Annotated in this window: 18 protein-coding genes and 1 pseudogene; 16 read left to right on the top strand and 3 right to left on the bottom strand. The window is 53.2% G+C overall.

The window, feature by feature from the left end; genetic code table 11:
* The first annotated feature begins 357 nt into the window (after window positions 1-357).
* The 9 genes from aroE (at window position 358) to metE (ending at window position 11190) form a co-directional block, all read left to right on the top strand.
* Window positions 358-1167, top strand: coding sequence for a shikimate dehydrogenase (gene aroE, locus ACI43T_RS05735; RefSeq protein ID WP_405385837.1), 810 nt, complete (start codon window positions 358-360; stop codon window positions 1165-1167).
* A gap of 1 nt (window position 1168) precedes the next feature.
* A complete protein-coding gene (mtgA, locus tag ACI43T_RS05730; protein WP_009174488.1) occupies window positions 1169-1864 on the top strand; it encodes a monofunctional biosynthetic peptidoglycan transglycosylase in 696 nt (231 codons plus the stop codon).
* 370 nt (window positions 1865-2234) lie between these two features.
* Window positions 2235-4604: a phosphoketolase family protein gene (locus ACI43T_RS05725; RefSeq protein ID WP_377081516.1), complete on the top strand. Its 2370-nt coding sequence runs from the start codon at window positions 2235-2237 to the stop codon at window positions 4602-4604.
* A gap of 240 nt (window positions 4605-4844) precedes the next feature.
* A complete protein-coding gene (gene hscA, locus ACI43T_RS05720) occupies window positions 4845-6707 on the top strand; it encodes a Fe-S protein assembly chaperone HscA (RefSeq protein WP_314105604.1) in 1863 nt (620 codons plus the stop codon).
* 80 nt (window positions 6708-6787) lie between these two features.
* Window positions 6788-7150, top strand: coding sequence for a TIGR02328 family protein (locus tag ACI43T_RS05715; protein WP_293279487.1), 363 nt, complete (start codon window positions 6788-6790; stop codon window positions 7148-7150).
* 89 nt (window positions 7151-7239) lie between these two features.
* Entirely contained in the window at window positions 7240-7581 is a 342-nt protein-coding gene (gene fdx / locus ACI43T_RS05710; protein ID WP_405385795.1) for an ISC system 2Fe-2S type ferredoxin, read from the top strand.
* Between the two features lie 82 nt (window positions 7582-7663).
* Window positions 7664-7861 (top strand): Fe-S cluster assembly protein IscX, encoded by a 198-nt coding sequence (gene iscX / locus ACI43T_RS05705; RefSeq protein WP_009174483.1) that lies wholly within the window; start codon window positions 7664-7666, stop codon window positions 7859-7861.
* 114 nt (window positions 7862-7975) lie between these two features.
* A complete protein-coding gene (metF, locus tag ACI43T_RS05700; RefSeq protein WP_009174482.1) occupies window positions 7976-8857 on the top strand; it encodes a methylenetetrahydrofolate reductase in 882 nt (293 codons plus the stop codon).
* 59 nt (window positions 8858-8916) lie between these two features.
* Complete coding sequence (gene metE, locus ACI43T_RS05695; protein WP_405385792.1) at window positions 8917-11190, top strand: 5-methyltetrahydropteroyltriglutamate--homocysteine S-methyltransferase; 2274 nt, start codon at window positions 8917-8919, stop codon at window positions 11188-11190.
* Between the two features lie 325 nt (window positions 11191-11515).
* Here metE and ACI43T_RS05690 read toward each other — a convergent pair whose 3' ends face one another.
* Window positions 11516-13045, bottom strand: coding sequence for a helicase HerA-like domain-containing protein (locus tag ACI43T_RS05690; protein WP_405385790.1), 1530 nt, complete (start codon window positions 13043-13045; stop codon window positions 11516-11518).
* Window positions 13046-13165: 120 nt separating this feature from the next.
* Between ACI43T_RS05690 and ACI43T_RS05685 the strand changes: the two genes are divergently transcribed.
* The gene (locus ACI43T_RS05685) at window positions 13166-13612 is read left to right on the top strand and encodes a hypothetical protein (RefSeq protein ID WP_405385788.1); all 447 of its coding nucleotides are present in this window, start codon (window positions 13166-13168) and stop codon (window positions 13610-13612) included.
* Between the two features lie 78 nt (window positions 13613-13690).
* On the top strand, window positions 13691-13975 hold the full coding sequence (locus tag ACI43T_RS05680; RefSeq protein ID WP_293279499.1) for a hypothetical protein: 285 nt from the start codon (window positions 13691-13693) through the stop codon (window positions 13973-13975).
* 4 nt (window positions 13976-13979) lie between these two features.
* On the opposite strand, the pseudogene ACI43T_RS05675 reads toward ACI43T_RS05680, so the two are convergent.
* Window positions 13980-14084, bottom strand: a pseudogene (locus ACI43T_RS05675) (helicase HerA-like domain-containing protein); the annotation flags it as partial.
* Between the two features lie 151 nt (window positions 14085-14235).
* Here ACI43T_RS05675 and ACI43T_RS05670 point away from each other — a divergent pair.
* From ACI43T_RS05670 to pheA, 5 genes are all read left to right on the top strand, one after another.
* Window positions 14236-15468: a multidrug effflux MFS transporter gene (locus ACI43T_RS05670; protein ID WP_405385786.1), complete on the top strand. Its 1233-nt coding sequence runs from the start codon at window positions 14236-14238 to the stop codon at window positions 15466-15468.
* A gap of 13 nt (window positions 15469-15481) precedes the next feature.
* Entirely contained in the window at window positions 15482-16279 is a 798-nt protein-coding gene (locus ACI43T_RS05665) for a TatD family hydrolase (protein WP_405385784.1), read from the top strand.
* 86 nt (window positions 16280-16365) lie between these two features.
* A complete protein-coding gene (prfA, locus tag ACI43T_RS05660; protein WP_009174477.1) occupies window positions 16366-17442 on the top strand; it encodes a peptide chain release factor 1 in 1077 nt (358 codons plus the stop codon).
* Between the two features lie 686 nt (window positions 17443-18128).
* Window positions 18129-19625 carry a phosphate acetyltransferase gene (gene pta / locus ACI43T_RS05655; RefSeq protein WP_405385783.1) on the top strand — a complete coding sequence of 499 codons (1497 nt, stop codon included), beginning with the start codon at window positions 18129-18131 and terminating at the stop codon, window positions 19623-19625.
* Between the two features lie 95 nt (window positions 19626-19720).
* Entirely contained in the window at window positions 19721-20803 is a 1083-nt protein-coding gene (gene pheA, locus ACI43T_RS05650) for a prephenate dehydratase (RefSeq protein WP_377081649.1), read from the top strand.
* 129 nt (window positions 20804-20932) lie between these two features.
* Here pheA and rpoD read toward each other — a convergent pair whose 3' ends face one another.
* Window positions 20933-22879, bottom strand: a complete 1947-nt coding sequence (gene rpoD / locus ACI43T_RS05645; RefSeq protein ID WP_308023049.1) for an RNA polymerase sigma factor RpoD — start codon at window positions 22877-22879, stop codon at window positions 20933-20935.
* Window positions 22880-22913 lie beyond the last annotated feature (34 nt).

Here is a 22913-nt window from a genome sequence, read left to right as displayed (position 1 = left end):
GGTTCCGCTGGTTTCCCGATAACGCTATTTTGCCATAAGACGGGCGCGAAAAACACGGGGCGGCGTGAGAAATGACGGACTTGGCCGTCTGAAACCAACAGAGAGTTTAAGCGGTAAAATATAGTTTCAGACGGCCTGATTGTCAACAATTTATCAGGTGTCTATATGCGGGCAGGGTTTGCCGCAACGTTTTTATTTTTTCGAGCTGCTCGCGGCAAGATTTCAGACGGCCTGCGGGAAATTTTGCAGAAACGTGCGGATAGGTATCGGAGCCGAAATAAAAACAAAGAAAGTATGCGGTTAAAAACATGGCTATAATAGCGCATCTTTAAATTCCGGTTCGAGAGCATACGAATGATGAACGACAAGCCCCGTTATGCCGTAATCGGCAATCCTGTTGCGCACAGCAGGTCGCCGGAAATACATCGGCAGTTTGCCGCGCAGGAATATGTTGAAATCGAATATGTCCGGATTTGCGCCGAAATCGGCGGATTCGCGCAGGCGGCAGAACGGTTTTTCGCCGAAGGCGGGCAGGGGGCGAATGTTACCGTTCCCTTCAAAACCGATGCTTTCGACTGGGTGGACGAACATTCCGAACGCGCGGCCGCCGCCGGAGCGGTCAATACTGTTATCCCTTTGGGCGGCGGCAGGTTTCTCGGCGACAACACCGACGGCGCGGGTTTGGTCGGCGATATGGTGCGGCAGGGCGTTTCTCCGAAGGGGAAGCATATCCTGCTGCTGGGCGCGGGCGGGGCGGTACGCGGCGTGCTCCCCTCGTTGCTGGACGAACGTCCGGCAAGCGTTACCGTCGCCAACCGCACGCCTGAAAAAGCACGCGTGTTGGCAGGGCGGTTCGGCGTTCAGACGGCCTTAATGCAGGACTTGCCCGCAGGATATTTCGATGTGGTTATCAACGGTACTTCATGCGGGTTGAGCGGGCAGCTTCCCGATATTGCGCCCGCAGTGTTCGGCAAATGCAGTTTGGCTTATGACATGGTTTACGGCAAAGGGGCGGAACCGTTTTTGGATTTCGCCCGCAAGAGCGGTGCGGCGAAAACGGCCGACGGGTTGGGAATGCTGGTCGGACAGGCCGCAGTTTCCTACCGGCTTTGGCGCGGATTCGAACCGGACGCCGTATCCGTGATTGAATATATGAGGGACCGCTGACATGTTCCGCATCATCAAATGGCTGATTGCTCTGCCGGTCGGCGTGTTTATTTTCTTTAATGCCTATGTGTACGGCAATATCATTACTTACCGCGCCGTCGCCCCATACCAAACCGCGTTCATGAGCATGCGGATGAAGCAGTTTGCGCAGGAAGGGAGCGATGTGCCGCTGGACTACCGTTGGGTGTCGTATAACCAGATTTCGCCAAACCTGAAAAAAGCACTGATTGCCTCGGAAGATGCCAAGTTCGCCGAGCATGCGGGATTCGACTGGGGCGGTATTCAGTATGCCATCAAACGCAATCGCAAAACTGGCAAGGTGAAGGCGGGCGGCTCGACCATCAGCCAGCAGCTTGCCAAAAATCTTTTTTTGAACGAAAGCCGCAGTTATATCCGCAAAGGCGAAGAAGCGGCGATTACGGCAATGATGGAGGCGGTTACCGACAAAGACCGCATTTTCGAGCTTTATCTGAATTCAATTGAGTGGCATTACGGCGTGTTTGGTGCGGAGGCTGCGGCACAGAAATTTTTCCATAAACCCGCCGCCAACCTGAGCAGACAGCAGGCCGCCTCCCTTGCCGCGCGCGTACCTGCCCCGTTATTTTATGCGAATAATCCGAAGAGCAAACGCCTGCGTGCGAAAACGAATATTATTTTGCGCCGCATGGGTTCGGCAGAGCTGCCGGATACGGAATAGTTATCCGGTTACAAAAAGCAGTTTGCGTTTTGTTGCAAAAGGCCGTCTGAAAACACGATTTCCAAATAGGGATTCCGTTTTCAGACGGCCTTTTGATATTTCCTATCAATGCAATAGTCAAACAAGCAGAAAAACGGCATAAGGTATCAAGATATGTAGTCGTCCTTGAATTTTGGTTGGCTTTTTACTCTAGTTAATGTAATTAAATTTCAAGAAGGGGAAATAGTAAAAAGGCTATCTGGTAATCTTCTTTATAGTACAGATAATTATGTAGGTGGGTGTAATAGAATTTAAATGTAAAAACAGTTTATTTTTACTATGAATGGTAGTATTCTTTCAAGTAGGAAGATTTATCAACTAGGAGAATGCTATGTCAGCACAATATGATTCAGCCGATTATTTAAACAAAGTCGATGCATGGTGGCGCGCTGCCAACTATATTTCCGTAGCGCAGATGTACCTGAAAGACAATCCGCTGCTCATGCGTCCGATTCAGGCTTCCGACGTTAAAGCTCATCCAATCGGACACTGGGGTACGATTGCAGGTCAAAACTTTATCTATGCCCACTTAAACCGGGCCATCAATAAATATGATTTGAATATGTTTTACATCGAAGGTCCCGGACACGGCGGCCAAGTGATGGTGTCAAACTCATATCTTGACGGAAGTTACTCCGAAATCTATCCGAACATCACCCAAGACGAAGCCGGCTTGAAACAGTTGTGCAAAATCTTCTCATTCCCCGGCGGCATTGCATCCCACGCCGCACCTGAAACTCCGGGTTCCATCCATGAAGGCGGCGAGCTGGGTTACGCTCTGTCCCATGCAGTCGGTGCCGTTTTGGATAATCCCGACGTAATCGCTGCCACAGTTATCGGTGACGGTGAAGCGGAAACAGGTCCTCTGTCTGCCGGCTGGTTCTCCAATGTCTTCATCAATCCGGTTAACGACGGTGCGGTATTGCCGATTCTGTACCTGAACGGCGGCAAAATCCACAATCCGACCATTCTGGCGCGTAAATCCGACGAAAGTCTGCGTTTGTACTTCGAAGGTTTGGGCTGGGATCCGATTTTCGTAGAGGCCACCGACTACGCAACCACTCACAAAGTGATGGCTCAGAAACTGGACGAAGCCATTGAAAAAATCAAAGCCATCCAAACCAAAGCGCGTGCAGGCAAAGCCGAAGAGGCCGTTATGCCGAAATGGCCGGTGTTGGTTGCCCGTCTGCCCAAAGGCTGGACCGGCCCGAAAGTATGGAACGGCGAACCTATCGAAGGCGGTTTCCGTGCGCACCAAGTGCCGATTCCTGCCAGCTCGCACGATATGGCGACTGTAGACTCTTTGGTCGAATGGCTGAAATCTTACCGTCCTGAAGAATTGTTCGATGCAAACGGTACGTTCAAAGCCGAACTGCGTGACATTTCGCCCAAAGGCGATCGCCGCATGTCGACCAACCCCATTACCAATGGCGGTATCAATCCGCGTCCGCTGAATACTGCGGATTGGAAAAAATTTGCCTTGGATAATTCCGACCGTGGTTCAATCATGGCTCAAGACATGATTGAATTTGGCAAATACGCTGCCGAACTGGTTAAAGCCAACCCTGACAACTTCCGTATCTTCGGTCCGGACGAAACCAAATCCAACCGTATGAACGAAGTGTTCAAAGTAACCAACCGCCAATGGCTGGAACCTATCGACAAAGCCTACGACGAATGGATGTCTCCGGCAGGACGCGTGATTGACTCCCAGCTTTCCGAACACCAGGCCGAAGGTTTCTTGGAAGGTTATGTATTGACCGGCCGCCACGGTTTCTTTGCCAGCTACGAATCTTTCCTGCGCGTGGTTGACTCTATGGCGACCCAGCACTTTAAATGGCTGCGCAAATGCAAAACCCACGCTCCGTGGCGCAAGTCTTATCCGTCGCTGAACCTGATTGCCACTTCGACCGTGTTCCAGCAAGACCACAACGGTTATACCCACCAAGACCCGGGTATGTTGACCCATTTGGCGGAGAAAAAACCGGAATTTATCCGCGAGTACCTGCCTGCCGATGCCAACAGCCTGCTGGCGGTGATGTCGGAAGTATTGTCTTCCAAAGACAAGGTGAACCTGATTGTGTCGTCGAAACATCCGCGTCCGCAATTCTACTCTGCCGCCGAAGCGGAAGAGCTGGTGCGCGAAGGTTATAAAGTCATCGATTGGGCTTCTACCGACAAAGGCGGTGAACCTGATGTCGTGATTGCCGCTGCCGCAACCGAACCGAACTTGGAAGCGTTGGCTGCGATTACCATCTTGAACAAACAGTTCCCCGAACTGAAAATCCGCTTCATCAACGTGGTGGACATCCTCAAGCTGCGCCATCCGAAAGTTGATCCGCGCGGCTTGACCGACGAGCAGTTCGATGCCCTGTTTACCAAAGACAAACCGGTTATCTTCTGTTTCCACGGTTACGAAGGCATGGTTCGCGACATTTTCTTCGACCGCCACAACCACAACCTGCGTATCCACGGCTACCGCGAAAACGGCGATATTACCACTCCGTTCGATATGCGCGTGTTGTCGGAAATGGACCGTTTCCACGTTGCCAAAGATGCGGCGCTGGCCGTATACGGCGACAAAGCGCAAGACTTTGCTAAGAAAATGGATGACACGCTGGCGTTCCACCACAGCTACATCCGTGAAAACGGCGAAGACATCCCTGAAGTACGCAACTGGAAATGGGAAGCGCTGAAATAATAAAATAAATCGGTATTTGAAAGACTGATAGAGGCCGTCTGAAAGCAAATTTCAGACGGCCTTTTTGATTGGCTGGACGTCCTGGAGAGGGTAGGCGGACGGTTTCCCGTCGACAGTCCGAAACACGTTCCGCAAGGAATGATGCAGCCGGATAATCCTGACCAAACCACTCAACTATCAGCGGTAAAATCTGCTAAAATGGCAGGCCATACCGAATAAAACCAAAAAGGCACACAAATCATGGCACTTTTGCAGATTTCCGAACCCGGCATGTCTGCCGCACCGCATCAGCACCGTTTAGCCGTAGGCATTGATTTGGGTACGACCAACAGCCTTGTCGCAACCGTGCGCAGCGGCAGTGCGGCCTGTCTGCCCGATAAAGAAGGGCGCGTTACCCTGCCTTCGGTTGTGCGCTATGCTGAAAACGGCGATATGGAAATCGGCTACGGCGCCTTGAAGGCGCAGAAAACCGATCCTGTGAACACCGTCAGTTCTGCCAAACGCCTTATCGGACGGGTGTTGGATGATTTGTCACAGGAAAGGCATTACCTGCCTTACCGTTTCGGCGAGAGCGGCCATATTGTCGAGCTGAACACCCGCCAAGGTGCAAAAACGCCTATCGAAGTGTCGTCTGAAATCCTCAAAGCCCTCAAATCGCGTGCCGAAGAAACTTTAGGCGGTGATTTGGTCGGCGCCGTCATTACCGTTCCCGCCTATTTCGACGATGCACAACGCCAAGCCACCAAAGATGCCGCGCGTTTGGCGGGCTTGAACGTATTGCGCCTGCTCAACGAGCCGACCGCCGCCGCGATTGCCTACGGGCTGGACAACGCCTCAGAAGGCACGTTTGTCGTTTACGACTTGGGCGGCGGTACGTTCGACGTATCCGTATTGCAACTGACCAAAGGGCTGTTTGAAGTCAAAGCCACCGGCGGCAACAGCGCATTGGGCGGCGACGATTTCGACCACCGCCTGTTCTGCCACCTGCTCGAACAAAACGACCTTTCCAAACTCAACGAGCGCGACAGCCAGCTTCTGCTTTCCCTTGTCCGCGCCGCCAAAGAACAACTGACCAGCCAAACCGAAGCCGTCGTCGAAGCCACGCTTTCAGACGGCCGCAAAATCCATACCGTCATTACCCGCCAAGAATTTCACCACCTGACGCAAAATCTGGTGCAAAAAACCATAGAGCCGGTTAAACAGGCACTGAAAGACGCAGGTGTGACCAAAGCCGACATTAAAGGCGTGATTATGGTCGGCGGTTCCACCCGTATGCTGCACGTCCAACAAGCGGTCGCCACCTTCTTCGGACAAACCCCGCTGAACAACCTCAATCCCGACGAAGTCGTCGCGCTCGGCGCCGCCATACAGGCGAACGTCCTTGCTGGTAACAAAACCGACGGCGAATGGCTGCTGCTGGACGTTACCCCCCTGTCGCTCGGTTTGGAAACCTACGGCGGACTCGCCGAAAAAATCATCCCGCGCAATTCCACCATCCCCACCGCGCGCGCGCAGGATTTCACCACCTTCAAAGACGGCCAGACCGCCATGACGATACACGTCGTACAAGGCGAGCGCGAACTCGTTTCCGACTGCCGCAGCCTTGCCAAGTTTACCTTACGCGGTATTCCGCCCATGACCGCAGGCGCAGCACGTATCCGCGTTACCTTCCAAGTTGACGCCGACGGCTTGCTGTCCGTTTCCGCACAAGAACAAAGCACCGGCGTACAGGCGCAAATCGAAGTCAAACCTTCCTACGGCTTGGACGACGACACCATCACCCAAATGCTCAAAGACAGCATGAGCAACGCCGCCGAAGACATGGCGGCACGCGCCCGCGCCGAAGCCGTGGTCGAAGCCGAAAGCCTGACCGACGCAGTCAACGCCGCCCTTGAGTTGGATAGCGATTTGCTGGATGCCGAAGAGCTTGCACAAATCCAGCGAGACATCGCCGATTTACAAGGTCGTCTGAAAGACGGCAACGCCGAAGACATCCGCGCCGCCGTCGCCAAACTCAGCCGCAGCACCGACAACTTCGCCGCCAAACGTATGAACCGCAACATCCAACGTGCGCTGACAGGGCAGAGTGTCGATAATATTTGATGCTTAAACGGTTTCAGACGGCCTCGAAAGACACCAAGGTCGTCTGAAAGTCTAGTATCCAAACCGATCCGATTTCTTCTATGAGACTCTGGCACCAAACCCTCATCCCGCTACTCCCCCGCGCCCAGCTTTTGGGGCAACACCGCGAATGCGCCGCCTTACGCGGAGCAGGCTGGGGCAGACCGCACGCGACGGTGAATTACGTTTTCACCCATTCGCCTGACAAGCTCTATCTGTATCACGCGTTGATTATGGAAGAAATGGAAAAACGCGGTTACAAACCCGACCCGTTGTGGAAAGACCCGCTGTACCGCGGCAAAGCGGTTGCCCCTTATCCCGCACACGATACCGAAGCCGCTGATTCGCCGATTTACCCCGAACACGATGATGCTTATCTGGACGAATGTCTGGAAAATTTAAAAAATAAAGGTATCGTGTTGTAAACAGTTTCAGACGGCCTTATGGTTTCATTTGTCAGGCCGTCTGAAAACAATCCGACCACAACCACTTTTAAACAACCGAGACAATAAAAATGCCCAAAATCACCGTACTCCCACACGCCGTATTATGTCCCGAAGGCGCAGTCATCGAAGACGCACCCGAAGGCAAAACCGTCCTTGACGTGCTGCTCGACCACGACATCGAAGTCGATCACGCTTGCGAAAAATCCTGTGCCTGCACCACCTGCCACGTCATCATCCGCAAAGGCTTCGACAGTTTGGAAGAACCGACCGAATTGGAAGAAGACCTGCTAGACCAGGCATGGGGTCTGGAAGCCGACTCGCGCCTGAGCTGTCAGGCGATGGTTGCCGACGAAGACTTGGTGGTGGAAATTCCAAAATACACCATCAACCACGCGCGTGAAGAGCATTAATCCATAAAGGCCGTCTGAAAAAACTCAGGGCGGGATTTTCAGACGGCCTGATAACGCAATCCCGAAACACAAAGGACAAATCATGAAATGGACTGATACCCGGCGCATTGCCGAAGAACTCTACGATCTGCATGGCGACAGCATCGACCCCAGAACCGTACGCTTTACCCAACTGCGCGACCTGATTATGGCGCTGCCCGACTTTGACGACGATCCCGCCCGTTGCGGCGAACGTATCCTCGAGGCCGTGCAGCAGGCATGGATTGAGGAAACGGAATGATGGCTGATTTATTAAAATAATTCATGTTAAATCGGAAAATTTGTAAATTGACTCATGCAAGTCGAAGATTTAAGATAAACAGAATAAAGTAATAAAATATAAAGAAAGCGCAACATGAGCTACGCCAGACAGATTAACGAGTTGAATAGCAGCATTGCCGATTTGAACGGCAACATCAATGTATCGTTCGAGTTTTTTCCGCCGAAAAACGAACAGATGGAAACCATGCTGTGGGACTCTATCCGACGTCTGCAAACCCTGCGTCCGAAATTCGTCTCCGTTACCTACGGCGCCAACTCCGGCGAACGCGACCGTACGCACGGAATCGTCAAAAGAATCAAACAGGAAACGGGGCTGGATGCCGCGCCGCACCTGACCGGCATCGATGCCACGCCCGACGAATTGCGCCAAATCGCCAAAGATTACTGGGACAGCGGCATCCGCCGCATCGTGGCGTTGCGCGGCGACAAGCCCGCCGGTTACGACAAAGAACCTTTTTACGCGTCCGATTTGGTCAAGCTGCTGCGAGAGGTGGCGGATTTTGATATTTCCGTGGCTGCTTATCCCGAAGTGCACCCCGAAGCCAAATCGGCGCAGGCGGATTTAATCAATCTGAAACGCAAAATCGACGCAGGTGCGAATCATGTCATCACACAGTTTTTCTTTGACGTGGAGAGCTATCTGCGTTTCCGCGACCGCTGCGTGATGATGGGTATCGACGCCGAAATCGTACCGGGCATCCTGCCCGTTACCAACTTCAAGCAGTTGGGCAAAATGGCGAAAGTTACCAACGTCAAAATTCCGGCATGGCTGGCGAAAATGTACGAAGGGCTGGATGACGACCAGACCACGCGCAATCTGGTGGCGGCCAGTATTGCAATGGACATGGTGAAAGTATTGTTGCGCGAAGGCGTAAAAGACTTTCATTTCTACACGCTCAACCGCAGCGAACTGACTTACGCCATCTGCCACACTTTAGGCATACGGCCTTATTAATTAAATGACACGAATCCCTTTGAATTAACGGATAAATCCCATTTCCCCAGGAGAGCAATATGACAACATTACATTTTTCAGGTTTCCCGCGCGTAGGCGCATTCCGCGAATTGAAGTTCGCCCAAGAAAAATACTGGCGCAAAGAATTGAGCGAACAGGAGCTGCTGGATACGGCCAAAGGTCTGCGTGAGAAAAACTGGAAACATCAGGCGGCTGCCGATGCCGATTTCGTGGCTGCGGCCGACTTCACTTTCTACGACCACATCCTCGACCTGCAAGTTGCCACCGGCGCGATTCCCGCCCGTTTCGGCTTCGACAGCCAGAAGCTGACTTTGGAACAATACTTCCAACTGGCACGCGGCAATAAAGACCAGTTTGCCATCGAAATGACCAAATGGTTCGACACCAATTATCACTACCTCGTACCGGAATTTCACGCCGATACCGAATTTAAAGCCAACCCCGCGCATTATGTGCAGCAGCTTAAAGAGGCGCAGGCATTGGGTCTGAAAGCCAAGCCGACCGTAGTCGGCCCGCTGACGTTCCTGTGGCTGGGCAAAGAAAAAGGTTCGGCGTTCAACCGCCTCGACCTGCTGCCGAAACTGCTGCCGGTATACGCGGAACTCTTGAACGCTTTGGTAGAAGCGGGCGCGGAGTGGATTCAGATCGACGAACCCGCCCTGACTCTCGACCTGCCCGAAGAGTGGGTGGCGGCTTACCAAAACGTTTACGCCGCTTTGAGCAAAGTAAACGCCAAAATCCTGTTGAGCACATATTTTGGTTCGGTAGCCGAACACGCTTCCCTGCTGAAATCTCTGCCTGTCGACGGCTTGCACATCGACTTGGTGCGTGCGCCCGAACAGTTGGCCGCATTCGCCGACTACGACAAAGTCCTGTCCGCCGGCATCATTGACGGCCGCAACATTTGGCGTGCCGACTTGGATAAAGCCTTGGCCGTGTTGGAACCGTTGAAAGCGAAATTGGGCGATCGCTTGTGGATTTCCAGCTCATGTTCGCTGCTGCATACCCCTTACGATTTGTCGGTTGAAGAAAAACTGAAAGCCAACAAGCCCGATTTGTACTCTTGGCTGGCCTTCACCCTGCAAAAAACGCAGGAACTGAAAGTATTGAAAGCCGCGCTTTCAGACGGCCGCGAAGCCGTTGCCGCCGAACTGGCCGCCAGCCGCGCCGCCGCCGATTCCCGCGCCAACAGCAGCGAAATCCACCGCGCGGAAGTCGCCAAACGCCTTGCCGATCTGCCTGCCAACGCAGACCAACGCAAATCTCCGTTTGCCGACCGCATCAAAGCGCAACAGGCATGGTTGAACCTGCCTCCATTGCCGACCACCAACATCGGTTCTTTCCCGCAGACTACCGAAATCCGCCAAGCACGCGCCTCCTTCAAAAAAGGCGAACTCTCCGCCGCCGATTACGAAGCCGCGATGAAAAAAGAAATCGCCTATGTGGTTGAAGAACAGGAAAAATTGGATTTGGACGTATTGGTACACGGTGAAGCCGAGCGTAACGACATGGTCGAATACTTCGGCGAGCTGCTGAGCGGTTTCGCGTTCACCCAATACGGCTGGGTACAAAGCTACGGTTCGCGCTGCGTGAAACCGCCGATTATCTTCGGTGATGTAAGCCGCCCCGAAGCCATGACCGTCGCTTGGTCCACTTACGCGCAAAGCCTGACCAAACGCCCGATGAAAGGTATGTTGACCGGCCCCGTAACCATCCTGCAATGGTCGTTCGTCCGCAATGATATTCCGCGCGCTACCGTGTGCAAACAAATCGCATTGGCTTTGAACGACGAAGTATTGGATTTGGAAAAAGCAGGCATCAAAGTCATCCAAATTGACGAACCCGCCATCCGTGAAGGCCTGCCGTTGAAACGCGCCGACTGGGATGCCTACCTGAACTGGGCGGGCGAAGCGTTCCGCCTGTCGTCTGCCGGTTGCGAGGACAGCACGCAAATCCACACCCATATGTGCTACTCCGAATTCAACGACATCCTGCCTGCGATTGCCGCTTTGGACGCCGACGTCATCACCATCGAGACTTCGCGTTCCGATATGGAGCTGCTGACTGCGTTCGGCGACTTCAAATATCCGAACGACATCGGTCCGGGCGTATACGACATTCACAGCCCGCGCGTTCCGGCTGAAGCCGAAATCGAGCACCTGCTGCGCAAAGCGCTGGATGTGATTCCTGCTGCCCGCCTGTGGGTCAACCCCGACTGCGGCCTGAAAACCCGCGGCTGGCCGGAAACCGTGGCAGCGTTGGAAAACATGGTCAAAGTAACCAAGAAACTGCGTGCCGAACTGGCTAAGTAACTGGCTGTAAGGTAAAAGGCCGTCTGAAAGTTAATCTTTCAGACGGCTTTTTTGATCGGCTGCGTTTGGATTGCGTTGATATTTAACTTTTTACCATTTTCATCCCTGCATATGGCGGGAATCCAGGGGCAGGGCTTGGTTTGTTTGTCTTATTCAGAAATATCAAATAAGAAAGTCTAAACTTCCGCCTGTGCGGGAATAACGGCATTCGGGATTTTGGCCGTTTACCTTATAGGGCGCGGTGCAAAGGAAAATACGCCGGTATATATAAAGGCCGTCTGAAAATCCGTTAAACGGGTTTTCAGACGGCCTCTTAACGTTGTGCTTACTTCAACAGATTCTTAATCACGCCCATGATGCTGCGCGAGATGGCGTTAGTCACCTGCCGGTTGATTTGGCTGCCGACCGAGTCGGCCAAATCGTAGGCAATGCCTTGGTTGGACTTTTTGCGTCCGCCGCTCAGCCCACCCAAGAATCCGCCGAGTATGCCGGGATCGGCTTTGGCGGCTTCTTTTTCGGCAGCTTTCTGCGCTTTTTCCTGCTCTTTTGCCGCAACTGCCGCCTCTTTCTCCGCCGCAGCCTGACTGTCGGCTTCGGCTAAGGCTTCAAAGGCGGAATAGTTGTCCACCATGTCTTTATAGGTCGGATACAAATCATCGTTTTGGAACAAGCGGTTGCGTTCCTCTGCGGCAAGCGGGGTTAAGGAAGATTGCGGCGGCAGGACGAGCGCGCGCTCTACCGGCTCGGGCATACCTTTTTCGTCGAGGAAGGAAACGAGCGCTTCGCCGACGCCCAGTTCGGCAATCGCTTCGGCAACTTTGATATTCGGGTTGCTGCGGAAGGTTTCGGCAGCGGCTTTAACCGCTTTTTGGTCGCGCGGCGTGAAGGCACGCAAGGCGTGTTGCACGCGGTTGCCGAGCTGTCCGAGGATGGTGTCGGGCAAATCGAGCGGGTTTTGGGTCACGAAATACACGCCCACGCCTTTGGAACGGATCAGGCGCACGACTTGTTCGACCTGCTCCACCAGCGCATTGGCGGCGTTGTCGAACATCAAATGCGCTTCGTCGAAGAACATCACGAATTTCGGCTTGTCCAAATCGCCGACTTCGGGCAGGGTTTCAAACAATTCCGCCAACATCCACAGCAAAAACGCGCTGTACATACGCGGCGAGCGCATCAGTTTTTCCGAATTGAGGACATTGATGACGCCTTTGCCGTTGTCGGTCTGCATCCAATCTTGCAAGTTGAGCGACGGCTCGCCGAAGAATTTTTCCGCACCTTCGTTCTCCAGCGTCAAAAGCTGCCGCTGAATCGCGCCGATACTGGCGGCGGAGACGTTGCCGTATTGCGTGCGGTATTCCGAAGCGTGGTCGGAAACGTGTTTTAGCATACTGCGCAAGTCTTTCAAATCCAGAATGTGCCAGCCTTTATCGTCGGCAACTTTGAACACGAGGTTCAACAAGCCTTCCTGCGTATCGTTCAAATTCATCAAACGCGCCAGCAGCAGCGGGCCCATTTCCGAAACGGTCACGCGCACCGGAATGCCGGTTTCGCCGTAAACATCCCAAAAGCGCACGGGGAAACTTTGCAGCCATTGCTCGCCCAAGCCAAACTCGGCAATGCGTTCGCCCACTTTGCCGCTGGCAGCACCCGCTTGCGCGATGCCCGACAAATCGCCTTTGACGTCAACCAAAAATACGGGAACGCCCTCGCTGCTGAAGGCTTCCGCCATACGGCGCAGGGTCACGGTTTTACCCGTACCGGTCGCACCGGCGATCAAGCCGTGGCGGTTCGCCATTTTGCCTTGGATTTCAAGTATCTTATCGCCCGTGCGCGCGATAGGGAATGTGCTCATGAAGGGTTCCTTTACTTGGTTGAAAAAATAAGGCTATTTTCTTATGTTTCCACATACGGGGCAACAGATAGGCAAAGGTCGTCTGAAAACTTTTCAGACGACCTTCTGCTGCAAATTTGAATGTCTATGTTGAGATATTGGTTTGATAATATAGTTAATTTTATTTATTTGTTATATTTACTTATTAATATAATTTATAAAATAATTTCAAAAAAAAAAACTAATACATACTGTCTATGTCGACATAACAGCAGACAAATGAAAACGTTTGCTATTCTCTTTATCAACTTATTTTCATTTGGGAGTGCTAATATGCAAACTTTAAATATGGATGATTTACAACAAGTTTCCGGCGGTTTTGACCTCCGTAAAACCATTGTTTCAGATGCTGGAGGATTCGCTGGTACAGGTGCAGGTGCACTAGCCGGTACCTTTACCGGAATGGCATTAGGCGCGATTGCCGGTCCGGGCGGCATGGCTGCGGGCGGTTATATCGGCGGTGCTGTAGGCGGATATTTAGGTGGCAAATTAGGTTCGTTTGTAGGTGAAAAGTCGTTTGGCTATTAAATGACCGTTGTCATTCCGTATCCTGAAAACATTACGCAGGATACGGAATCTTTGCCAATTATCGGAAAGGATGCCGATATGAAAAAGTTTTGGGAAAATTATAAAAGGAATTTACGCCTGCTGATGAGGCTCGGCAGACGGTACTGGAAGGCATTTGCCGTCATCTGTTTTGCCTCCAGCTTTATTGTTACCGCCGTAAATTTTGTCCTGAGTTTCTATATCGTCAATCCGAAATATTTTTTGGGAGACGACCACTTTATTCCCGACGGCATCAAAGCTATTCTGGTCGTCATTCTGATACATTTTATGTTTGCGAAATACATCAAATATAAACATCAAAAGAAAAACGCCCTTTCAGATTAGATGCAAACACACTTGCCCGAACCTGCTTTTCAAAGTCGTTCAGATTCATCGACCGCGCCGGTAACATCGGCCCCATTTCCGAAACGGTAACACGCACGGAAAATTTTGTAGCCGTTACCCGTCCAAGCCCAATTCGGCAATGCGTTTGTTTTCTTTGAGGCCGTCTGAAAATCCTGTATAATCCGTTTCCATATCAACCGCCTGCGGCCGCCAAGTTGCCTGAGGGCGGTTATTTTATTGCCGTGTTATGGAAGATTGAAATGAATGCAGCCCCCCGTTCCCCTTTAAGCCGCCAACGGATGGCCGTTTTGATGGCGATGCTGGTTGCACTGATGCCTTTTTCGGTCGATGCGTACCTGCCGGCGATTCCCGAAATGGCGCAAGGCCTGAAAGCGGATATCCACCTTATCGAGCAGAGCCTCAGCACGTTTATGTTCGGCGTGGCGGTGGGGCAGGTGGTCGGCGGTTCGGTGTCCGACATCAAGGGGCGCAGGCCGGTGGCATTGGTCGGACTGGCGGTTTATCTGGTCAGCGTGTTGCTGTTGTCGATGGCGCAGACGGGCGGACAGTTGCTGCTGCTGCGCATGGTGCAGGCGTTCGGGGCGGGGATGACGGTGGTGGTGGTCGGCGCGCTGGTCCGCGACTATTACGAAGGGCGCGAGGCGGCGCAGATGTTCGCACTTATCGGCATCATCATGATGGCGGTGCCGCTGGTCGCCCCGATGTTGGGGGCGGAATTGCAAAAACTGGGCGGCTGGCGGGCCATTTTTGTCTTTCTGCTGGCTTATGCGGTGCTGCTGCTCGGCCTGATGGCGGGGTTTCTGCCCAAACCGGCGAAAACGGAAAAAATCGGCCGGGACATCTTCGCCGTGGTGGCCGGACGGTTCAAACGGGTGTTGCAGACCCGTGCCGCGATGGGCTATCTGTTTTTTCAGGCGTTCAGTTTTTCGTCGATGTTTGTGTTTCTGACCGAATCGTCGTTCGTCTATATGAAACTCTACGGCGTCTCTCCGCGTCTTTACGCATGGATGTTCGGCCTGAACATCATCACGATGGCAACGTTCAACCGCATTACCGCCTGGCGCCTGAAAACGGGTACGCACCCGCAGGCCATCCTCAAATGGGGGATCATCGTGCAACTCGGCGCCAACCTGCTGATGGCCGTGTCGGCGGCCGCTTTTGATTTGCCGCCTTTCTGGCTGCTGGTCGGCTGCGTGATGTTTTCGGTGGGCACGCAGGGTTTGGTGTCGGCGAACACGCAAGCCTGCTTCATGGGTTATTTCAAGGAAGAGGGCGGCAGCGCGAATGCGGTGCTGGGCGTGTGCCAGTCGGTTATCGGCGCGAGCGTCGGTATGCTGACGACTTGGCTGCACAACGGCACGGCGCAGATTATGCCGTTTATGATGCTGGCTTCGACCGTGTGCGGCATCATATTGTTGCGGAGCTGTTCGCATCAGGCGTGGAAGGAAAACAGTAAAGCGGCCGGCGGCTGAGGGAAGGGCGGAAATGAAGTTTACCGATACCCACTGCCATCTTGCCGAACCCGCTTTGCGGCAAAACCTCGACCGCATCATACGCGAGGCGCGGGCGTGCGGCGTGTGGCGGTTTCTCGTTCCTGCGACCTGCCGTCGGGATTGGTATGACGTTGCGGATTTGTCATTGAGGCCGTCTGAAAACATCCGTATCGCTTTGGGCATCCACCCGTGGTTTGCCGAAGAAACGCCGGAGCTGGATTTGGCCGAACTCGAATCGTTGCTGCGCCGCCATCCGCAGGCATGGGTCGGGGAAATCGGTTTGGATTTCTATGACAAAAGCCAGACTGCGGCGCAGCGCGAGTGCCAGCAAAAACTGTTTGTCCGCCAGCTCGTATTGGCCGAGTCGCTGAAACGCAGAGTGGTGGTGCATAATTTGAAATCGTCGTCGGCAGCCGCGGCGGCAATCGTCGAGGCCGGTTTCGGGCAAGGCGGCATCATCCATGCGTTTTCGGGCAGCGCGGAGGAAGCGTCGGCCTTTGTCCGCCTTGGTTTCAAAATCGGTATCGGCTCGCTGCTGCTCAACCCGTCCGCACGGAAAATCCGCAAGGTGGTGCAGGCCTTGGATTTGCACGATATGGTGCTGGAAACCGACAGCCCGTTTATGTTGAAAAACGAAGTGAACACACCGGCCAATGTGCGGCGGATAGCGGAAACCGTGGCGCAACTGCGCGGTATCGCTGTTGAAGAAGTCGCGGCGCAGACCGAACAGAACGCAGACGGATTGCTGGAATACCGCAAAGGCCTGCCTGACGAACCGGAGCTTATATAAAAGCCGAAAACGTATTATAATGACCGACTTAACTTATTGATGCCGTCTGAAACAGATTTTCAGACGGCCTTTTATCGGAAGAATCTATGAAGCCGTCTATCTTAGAAAAACTACAACAACTCAGCGACCGACTGGAAGAAGTAACCCACCTCCTCGGACAGCCCGAAGCCACGTCCGACATGGACAACTACCGCAAACTCACGCGCGAACACGCCGAATTGACGCCCGTGGTCGAAGTGTTCCAAAACTATCAGCTGGCGCAAAGCGACTTGGCGGATGCCGAAGAAATGCTGTCCGACCCCGAAATGAAAGACTTTGCCGCCGAAGAAATCGAAGCGGCGAAAGCCAAAATCGACACGCTCGATACCGAACTGCAAAAACTGCTGCTGCCCAAAGATGCCGACGACGACAAAAACATCTTCATCGAAGTGCGCGCCGGAACGGGCGGCGACGAAGCCGCGCTGTTTGCAGGCGACTTGCTGCGTATGTACAGCCGCTACGCCGAGCGCAACCGCTGGCAGGTTGAAATCGTTTCCGCCAACGAAAGCGAACTGGGCGGCTATAAAGAAGTCATCGCCCGCATTGTCGGCTTGGGTGCCTACAGTCGTCTGAAATTCGAATCGGGCGGCCACCGCGTGCAGCGCGTCCCCGCCACCGAAAGCCAAGGCCGCATCCACACCTCCGCCTGCACCGTCGCCGTCATGCCCGAAGCGGACGAACTCGAAGACATCGAATTGAACCCCGCCGACCTGCGCATCGACACCTTCCGCGCATCCGGCGCGGGCGGTCAGCACATCAACAAAACCGACTCTGCCGTCCGCATCACCCACCTGCCCACCGGCATGGTGGTCGAATGCCAAGACGGCCGCAGCCAACACGCCAACAAGGCGCAGGCGATGAAAGTCCTCGCCGCCCGTCTGAACGACGCGCAAAAACGCGAAGCCCAAGCCAAAGAGGCCGCCGAACGCAAATCCCTTATCGGCAGCGGCGACCGCAGCGAGCGCATCCGCACCTACAACTACCCGCAAGGCCGCGTGACCGACCACCGCATCAACCTCACCCTGCACAAGCTGGATTTTGTGATGGACGGTGACTTGGAAGAAATTACTAATGCCCTGATTGCCGAGCATCAGGCAGAACTTTTGGCGGCAATGGGTGATTGAAAAGAAAAGTAGAGGAAAAATTAATTAACTTTTTGATATATAGAATACTGCTGTCGAGGCCGCAGCGATAAGAAGATACACCCAGTTAATCCCGAAACCATATTTTTCGGCGGAAAAATGTTCTTTAAATCTGAATAATCTTCCAACGAAAAAACATAAAAAGAAAATACTGAAGAAAAATATTCCTAAGTCGTTCCGCATACTAAATGCTCCTTTAATTTGGTTTATGTTTGTAGTTTCCCTTTTCAATAATCAGATTATTTTTAGTGTTTAGCGAGATGACCTGTAGCAAGTCCTCCAACAGCAGAGACTCCTATCATATCAACTGCTGCTGTTATACCTAAAACCATACCTGCATAGGCTGCGTAACCACTGATTCCCCCCGCGATTGCTCCGGGAACAGCAAATGCTCCAATAACCTTAACCAATTTACGATTATTTAATTCGTGTATAACTTAAGTCTCCTTGAAAAGAAAATGTACTAAAACAACGTACAGTAATGCGACGGTTAAATATAAAAAAGTTCACTAAAGAATATATGGTTATGATGTCTTGGTGTTTTCTGATTAAGTTTTGAAGGTTATAGGGTTATATATAACCTTTGTGTTAAAGTGATAAAATGAAAAATCAGTTTAGATGTTTTTTCATTTTTGTTGATGACGAACATATCAAAAAGGACACACAACATGGCAAATGTATTGGTAGTACCGATTTCTTCCGGTGCAGACGGTTTGGTCGTTACCGGCGCAGTAGCGGCCGCACTGGGTGCGCAGACATTCCGTGCTTTCGACAATAAAGCGGAAACTTTGTTGGCGCAAGGCAAGAGCGACGATTGGTTTGATTCGCTGGTCGGCAAAGTGGAAGCATTGAAGGCGGAAAAACTGGTTATCGAAGGCATTTATCCGAATGCCGAAAAAGCCTTTCTGTTCGGTAAAAACTTTGAATTGGCGCTTTCTTTCGATGCGGCGGTAGTGTTTGCCGTGGCAGGGGATGACGTGCAAGTGCTGGCCACTCAGTTGAATCTGGCCAAACAGATCTTCGCCACTTCTCCCGATTCCGTCGCCGGTTTCGTGCTCGACGGCGCGGATGAGGCGACAGGTAGCGCGGTAGCGGAGAAAACCGGTTTGTGCTACTTCGGTTCGAGCAGCGCGGTTAAAGATACCGAGCGGTTGGCCGCGCGTCAAAGCTCGCGCCTGTCGCCTGCACAGTTCCGTTTCAACCTGATTGATTTCGCACGTAAAGCCGACAAACGCATCGTTCTGCCCGAAGGATCGGAGCCGCGTACCGTTGAGGCCGCCGCCATCTGCCACGAAAAAGGCATTGCCAGCTGCGTTCTACTCGCCAAACGAGAGGAAGTCGAAGCCGTTGCCAAAGAGCGCGGCGTAACTCTGCCCGATTCTTTGGAAATCGTTGATCCCGCTTCCTTGGTAGAACAATATGTCGCGCCGATGTGCGAACTGCGCAAATCCAAAGGGCTGACTCCGGAAGACGCGCGCAAGCAACTGCAAGACACAGTGGTGCTCGGTACCATGATGATGGCGCAAAACGATGTGGACGGCTTGGTATCCGGCGCGGTTCACACCACCGCCAACACCATCCGTCCGGCCTTGCAGCTCATCAAAACCGCACCGGGCGCAAGCCTTGTGTCCAGCGTGTTCTTTATGTTGCTGCCGAATCAGGTTTTGGTATTCGGCGACTGCGCGGTCAATCCGAATCCGACCGCCGAGCAACTGGCCGACATCGCCATCCAATCTGCCGATTCTGCCAAAGCCTTCGGTATCGAGCCTAAAGTCGCCCTGATTTCCTATTCCACCGTTAATTCGGGCAGCGGTCCTGATGTCGATGTTGTGGTGGAGGCAGCCAAACTGGCGAAAGAAAAACGCCCCGATTTGGCAATCGACGGCCCGTTGCAATACGATGCCGCCACCGTGCCGGATGTCGCCAAATCCAAAGCGCCGAACAGTTCCGTTGCAGGCAGGGCCACTGTCTTGGTGTTCCCTGATCTGAACACCGGCAACTGCACCTACAAAGCCGTACAGCGCACCGCCAACGTATTGAGCGTAGGCCCGTTGCTGCAAGGCTTGCGCAAACCGGTCAATGACCTGTCGCGCGGCGCGCTGGTGGACGATATCGTCTACACCATCGCATTGACCGCCGTTCAGGCCAAACAGATGGAAGGCTGATACGCCTGATAGGTTGGAGGCCGTCTGAACACCGTTTCAGACGGCCTTTTTGATGTTAAAATCGTATCGGTTAACTTTAGAAAAGAAAGCCCGTTATGTCGGTTGACGAACAATTACAGCCCCACCGCGATGCGATTGACGCGATTGATGAAGCCGTGCTCCGCCTGTTCAATGAACGCGCTGCCCATGCCCATGCCATCGGCGAATTGAAAGGCACGGGGGCGGTGTACCGACCCGAGCGCGAAGCCGCCGTGTTGCGCCGCATCCAGAGTTTGAACAAAGGACCGCTGCCCAACGAATCCGTCGCCCGCCTGTTTCGGGAGATTATGAGCGAATGTCTGGCGGTGGAACGTCCGCTGACCATTGCCTATCTCGGGCCGAAGGGAACGTTTACCCAGCAGGCCGCCATCAAACATTTCGGCCATGCCGCCTGCACAAAAGCGTGTACTACGGTGGACGACTGTTTCAAGCTGGTGGAAACGCGGCAGGCGGATTATCTGGTCGCTCCGGTGGAAAATTCTACCGAAGGTTCCATCGGCCGCACGCTGGATTTGATTGCCGTGTCGCCGCTCAAAGCCTGCGGCGAAGTCGTCGTCCGCATCCACCATAATCTGCTGCGCAAAGACAATCACCAAATCAACGGAATACGCAAAGTGTTCGCCCATGCGCAGGCATTGGCGCAATGCAACGACTGGTTGGGCCGCAATTTGCCCGAAGCGGAGCGCATACCGGTTTTCAGTAATGCCGAAGCTGCGCGTATCGTAGCGGAATCAGACGACGGCACACTGGCAGCCGTCGCGGGTGTAACCGCTGCCGAAATCTACCGTCTGAGCATGGCGGCGAAATGTATTGAAGACGAGCCGAGCAACACCACCCGTTTTTTGGTGTTCGGTCATCAGGATACCGTCAGTACCGGCAGCGACAAAACTTCGTTGGTGGTTTCTGCGCCGAACAAGGCGGGGGCAATGATGTCGCTGCTGCGGCCGTTTACCGATTTAGGCATTTCTATGACCAAATTCGAGAGCCGTCCGAGCAAGTCCGCGATGTGGGAATATCTGTTCTTTATCGATATCGAAGGCCACAAAGACGACGAAAACGTGCAGGCTGCATTGAAGTTGTTGGATGAACGTGCCTCGTTTGTGAAAGTGGCCGGTTCTTATCCGACGGCAGTTCTGTAAATCAGATGAGTAATGCGAACCGCCGATCCTGTTCGCTCAGGAATGACGGCGGTTGATGAATTTAAAGAGGCCGTCTGAAAACCGAAATACGGTTTTCAGACGGCCTCTTCTGGTTTCTGGAACCCATTTTTACTGCTTGTTGTCCTCGCTGTCCAAGAAACTGCGCAGACGGTCGCTGCGGGTCGGATGGCGCAGCTTGCGCAGGGCTTTGGCCTCGATTTGGCGGATTCGTTCGCGGGTTACGTCAAACTGTTTGCCGACTTCTTCGAGCGTGTGGTCGGTGTTCATGTCGATGCCGAAACGCATACGCAACACTTTGGCTTCGCGCGGGGTCAGGCTTTCGAGCACTTCTTTGGTGACTTCGTGCAGGCTGGAATACATCGCTGCGTCGGCAGGGGCGACATTGTTGATGTCTTCGATGAAGTCGCCCAAATGCGAATCGTCGTCGTCGCCAATTGGCGTTTCCATCGAAATCGGCTCTTTGGCGATTTTCATGATTTTGCGGATTTTGTCTTCCGGCATTTCCATCAGTTCGGCCAGTTTGGCGGAATCAGGCTCTTCGCCGGTTTCTTGCAGATACTGGCGCGAAATACGGTTCATTTTGTTGATGGTCTCAATCATGTGCACCGGAATGCGGATGGTGCGCGCCTGGTCGGCAATCGAGCGGGTAATCGCCTGACGAATCCACCATGTTGCGTAAGTCGAGAATTTGTAGCCGCGCCGGTATTCGAATTTGTCGACCGCCTTCATCAGCCCGATATTGCCTTCTTGAATCAAGTCAAGGAATTGCAAGCCGCGGTTGGTATATTTTTTAGCGATGGAAATCACCAAGCGCAGGTTGGCCTGAATCATCTCCTGCTTGGCGGCAGCAGTTTCTTTTTCACTGATGACCATGTTTTTGTTGATGTCTTTCAACTCGCCGATGGAAATGCGGGTTTCTTTTTCCATTTCCGCCAACTCGGTCTGTTTTTCAAGGATGGCATGACGGAAACGGTCAAGTGCACCGCTCCATGCGTTTTCTTTGGCAATCTCGTTTTCCAGCCAGTTCAAATCGGTAATGACCGGCAGAAAATTCCGGATGAAGTAGTCTCGGTCCATGTGGACGCGGTCTAGGCAGATGTCGCGGATTTCACGCTCGAGTTTGCGGATGTTGTCTACGCGGTTGCGCAGGCTGCCGCTCAGGCTTTCGATTTGGCGGGTGGCAAAACGTACTTCCAACAACTTGCTGGCAATCGCGTCGCGGTGTTCCAAATAGGCGGCATGGCGGCTGTGGTGTTTCGTCAGTTGCTCGACCATTTTGGTATAAGCCGTTTCGATTTGGACAAAATGCTCCAGCACTTTTTGCTTCAGTTCCTCCAGATTCGCGGCGGACAGGGCATCGGAATCGTTATTGCCGTCGTCTTCATCGTCGTCGCTTTCGTCGTCGTTTTCATTGTCGGAATCGTTATTGTCGTCGGCCGAGGCGTTGTTTTCCAGATGACCCAAGCCGAGTTCGTTCAGCAAAACTTCATTCGGATCGATAATGGCTTCGACGACTTCGTCAACGCGGATTTCGTCGTTGCGCACCTGCTCGATCAGCGCGAGGATTTCGGCTACCGAACCGGGACAGGCGGAAATGGCCTGTACCATGTTTTTCAGGGCGTTTTCGATTTTTTTGGCAATGATGATTTCGTCTTCGCGCGTCAACAGGTCGACTTGCCCCATTTCGCGCATATACATGCGTACCGGATCGGTAGTACGGCCGAATTCGCTGTCGGCGCTGGAGAGGGCTGCTTCGGCTTCTTCAACGGCGTCGTCGTCGGTAATGGTGGCGGCGTTGTCGCTCAGCAGGATGTCTTCCGCATCGGGTGCCTGTTCTGTAACTTGGATGCCCAAGCCTGAAATCATGCTGACGATGTTGTCGATTTGGTCGGCATCCGACATGTCGTCGGGCAGGGCGTCGTTGATTTCGGAATAGGTGATGTAGCCGCGCTCTTTGCCCATGATGATGAGCTGGCGCAGGCGCGCCCGCTGCTCTTCAACGGTCAGCGGGCGGTTGTCGTCTTGATCGTGGTATTCGTCGGTATGTTTGGACATAGATTATCTCGTCGGTGTAACGGTTTTTAACAGT

Source organism: Neisseria oralis (assembly GCF_045062685.1).
Classification (GTDB): Bacteria; Pseudomonadota; Gammaproteobacteria; order Burkholderiales; family Neisseriaceae; genus Neisseria; species Neisseria oralis.
This window is presented reverse-complemented; position numbering and strand designations above follow the sequence as displayed.

What these genes read in the sequence shown, in the direction of transcription:
- aroE (WP_405385837.1), top strand. Translation starts at nt 358, where the DNA reads ATGAACGACAAGCCCCGTTATGCCGTAATCGGCAATCCTGTTGCGCAC.
- mtgA (WP_009174488.1), top strand. Translation starts at nt 1,169, where the DNA reads ATGTTCCGCATCATCAAATGGCTGATTGCTCTGCCGGTCGGCGTGTTT.
- ACI43T_RS05725 (WP_377081516.1), top strand. Translation starts at nt 2,235, where the DNA reads ATGTCAGCACAATATGATTCAGCCGATTATTTAAACAAAGTCGATGCA.
- hscA (WP_314105604.1), top strand. Translation starts at nt 4,845, where the DNA reads ATGGCACTTTTGCAGATTTCCGAACCCGGCATGTCTGCCGCACCGCAT.
- ACI43T_RS05715 (WP_293279487.1), top strand. Translation starts at nt 6,788, where the DNA reads ATGAGACTCTGGCACCAAACCCTCATCCCGCTACTCCCCCGCGCCCAG.
- fdx (WP_405385795.1), top strand. Translation starts at nt 7,240, where the DNA reads ATGCCCAAAATCACCGTACTCCCACACGCCGTATTATGTCCCGAAGGC.
- iscX (WP_009174483.1), top strand. Translation starts at nt 7,664, where the DNA reads ATGAAATGGACTGATACCCGGCGCATTGCCGAAGAACTCTACGATCTG.
- metF (WP_009174482.1), top strand. Translation starts at nt 7,976, where the DNA reads ATGAGCTACGCCAGACAGATTAACGAGTTGAATAGCAGCATTGCCGAT.
- metE (WP_405385792.1), top strand. Translation starts at nt 8,917, where the DNA reads ATGACAACATTACATTTTTCAGGTTTCCCGCGCGTAGGCGCATTCCGC.
- ACI43T_RS05690 (WP_405385790.1), bottom strand. Translation starts at nt 13,045, where the DNA reads ATGAGCACATTCCCTATCGCGCGCACGGGCGATAAGATACTTGAAATC.
- ACI43T_RS05685 (WP_405385788.1), top strand. Translation starts at nt 13,166, where the DNA reads ATGTCTATGTTGAGATATTGGTTTGATAATATAGTTAATTTTATTTAT.
- ACI43T_RS05680 (WP_293279499.1), top strand. Translation starts at nt 13,691, where the DNA reads ATGAAAAAGTTTTGGGAAAATTATAAAAGGAATTTACGCCTGCTGATG.
- ACI43T_RS05670 (WP_405385786.1), top strand. Translation starts at nt 14,236, where the DNA reads ATGAATGCAGCCCCCCGTTCCCCTTTAAGCCGCCAACGGATGGCCGTT.
- ACI43T_RS05665 (WP_405385784.1), top strand. Translation starts at nt 15,482, where the DNA reads ATGAAGTTTACCGATACCCACTGCCATCTTGCCGAACCCGCTTTGCGG.
- prfA (WP_009174477.1), top strand. Translation starts at nt 16,366, where the DNA reads ATGAAGCCGTCTATCTTAGAAAAACTACAACAACTCAGCGACCGACTG.
- pta (WP_405385783.1), top strand. Translation starts at nt 18,129, where the DNA reads ATGGCAAATGTATTGGTAGTACCGATTTCTTCCGGTGCAGACGGTTTG.
- pheA (WP_377081649.1), top strand. Translation starts at nt 19,721, where the DNA reads ATGTCGGTTGACGAACAATTACAGCCCCACCGCGATGCGATTGACGCG.
- rpoD (WP_308023049.1), bottom strand. Translation starts at nt 22,879, where the DNA reads ATGTCCAAACATACCGACGAATACCACGATCAAGACGACAACCGCCCG.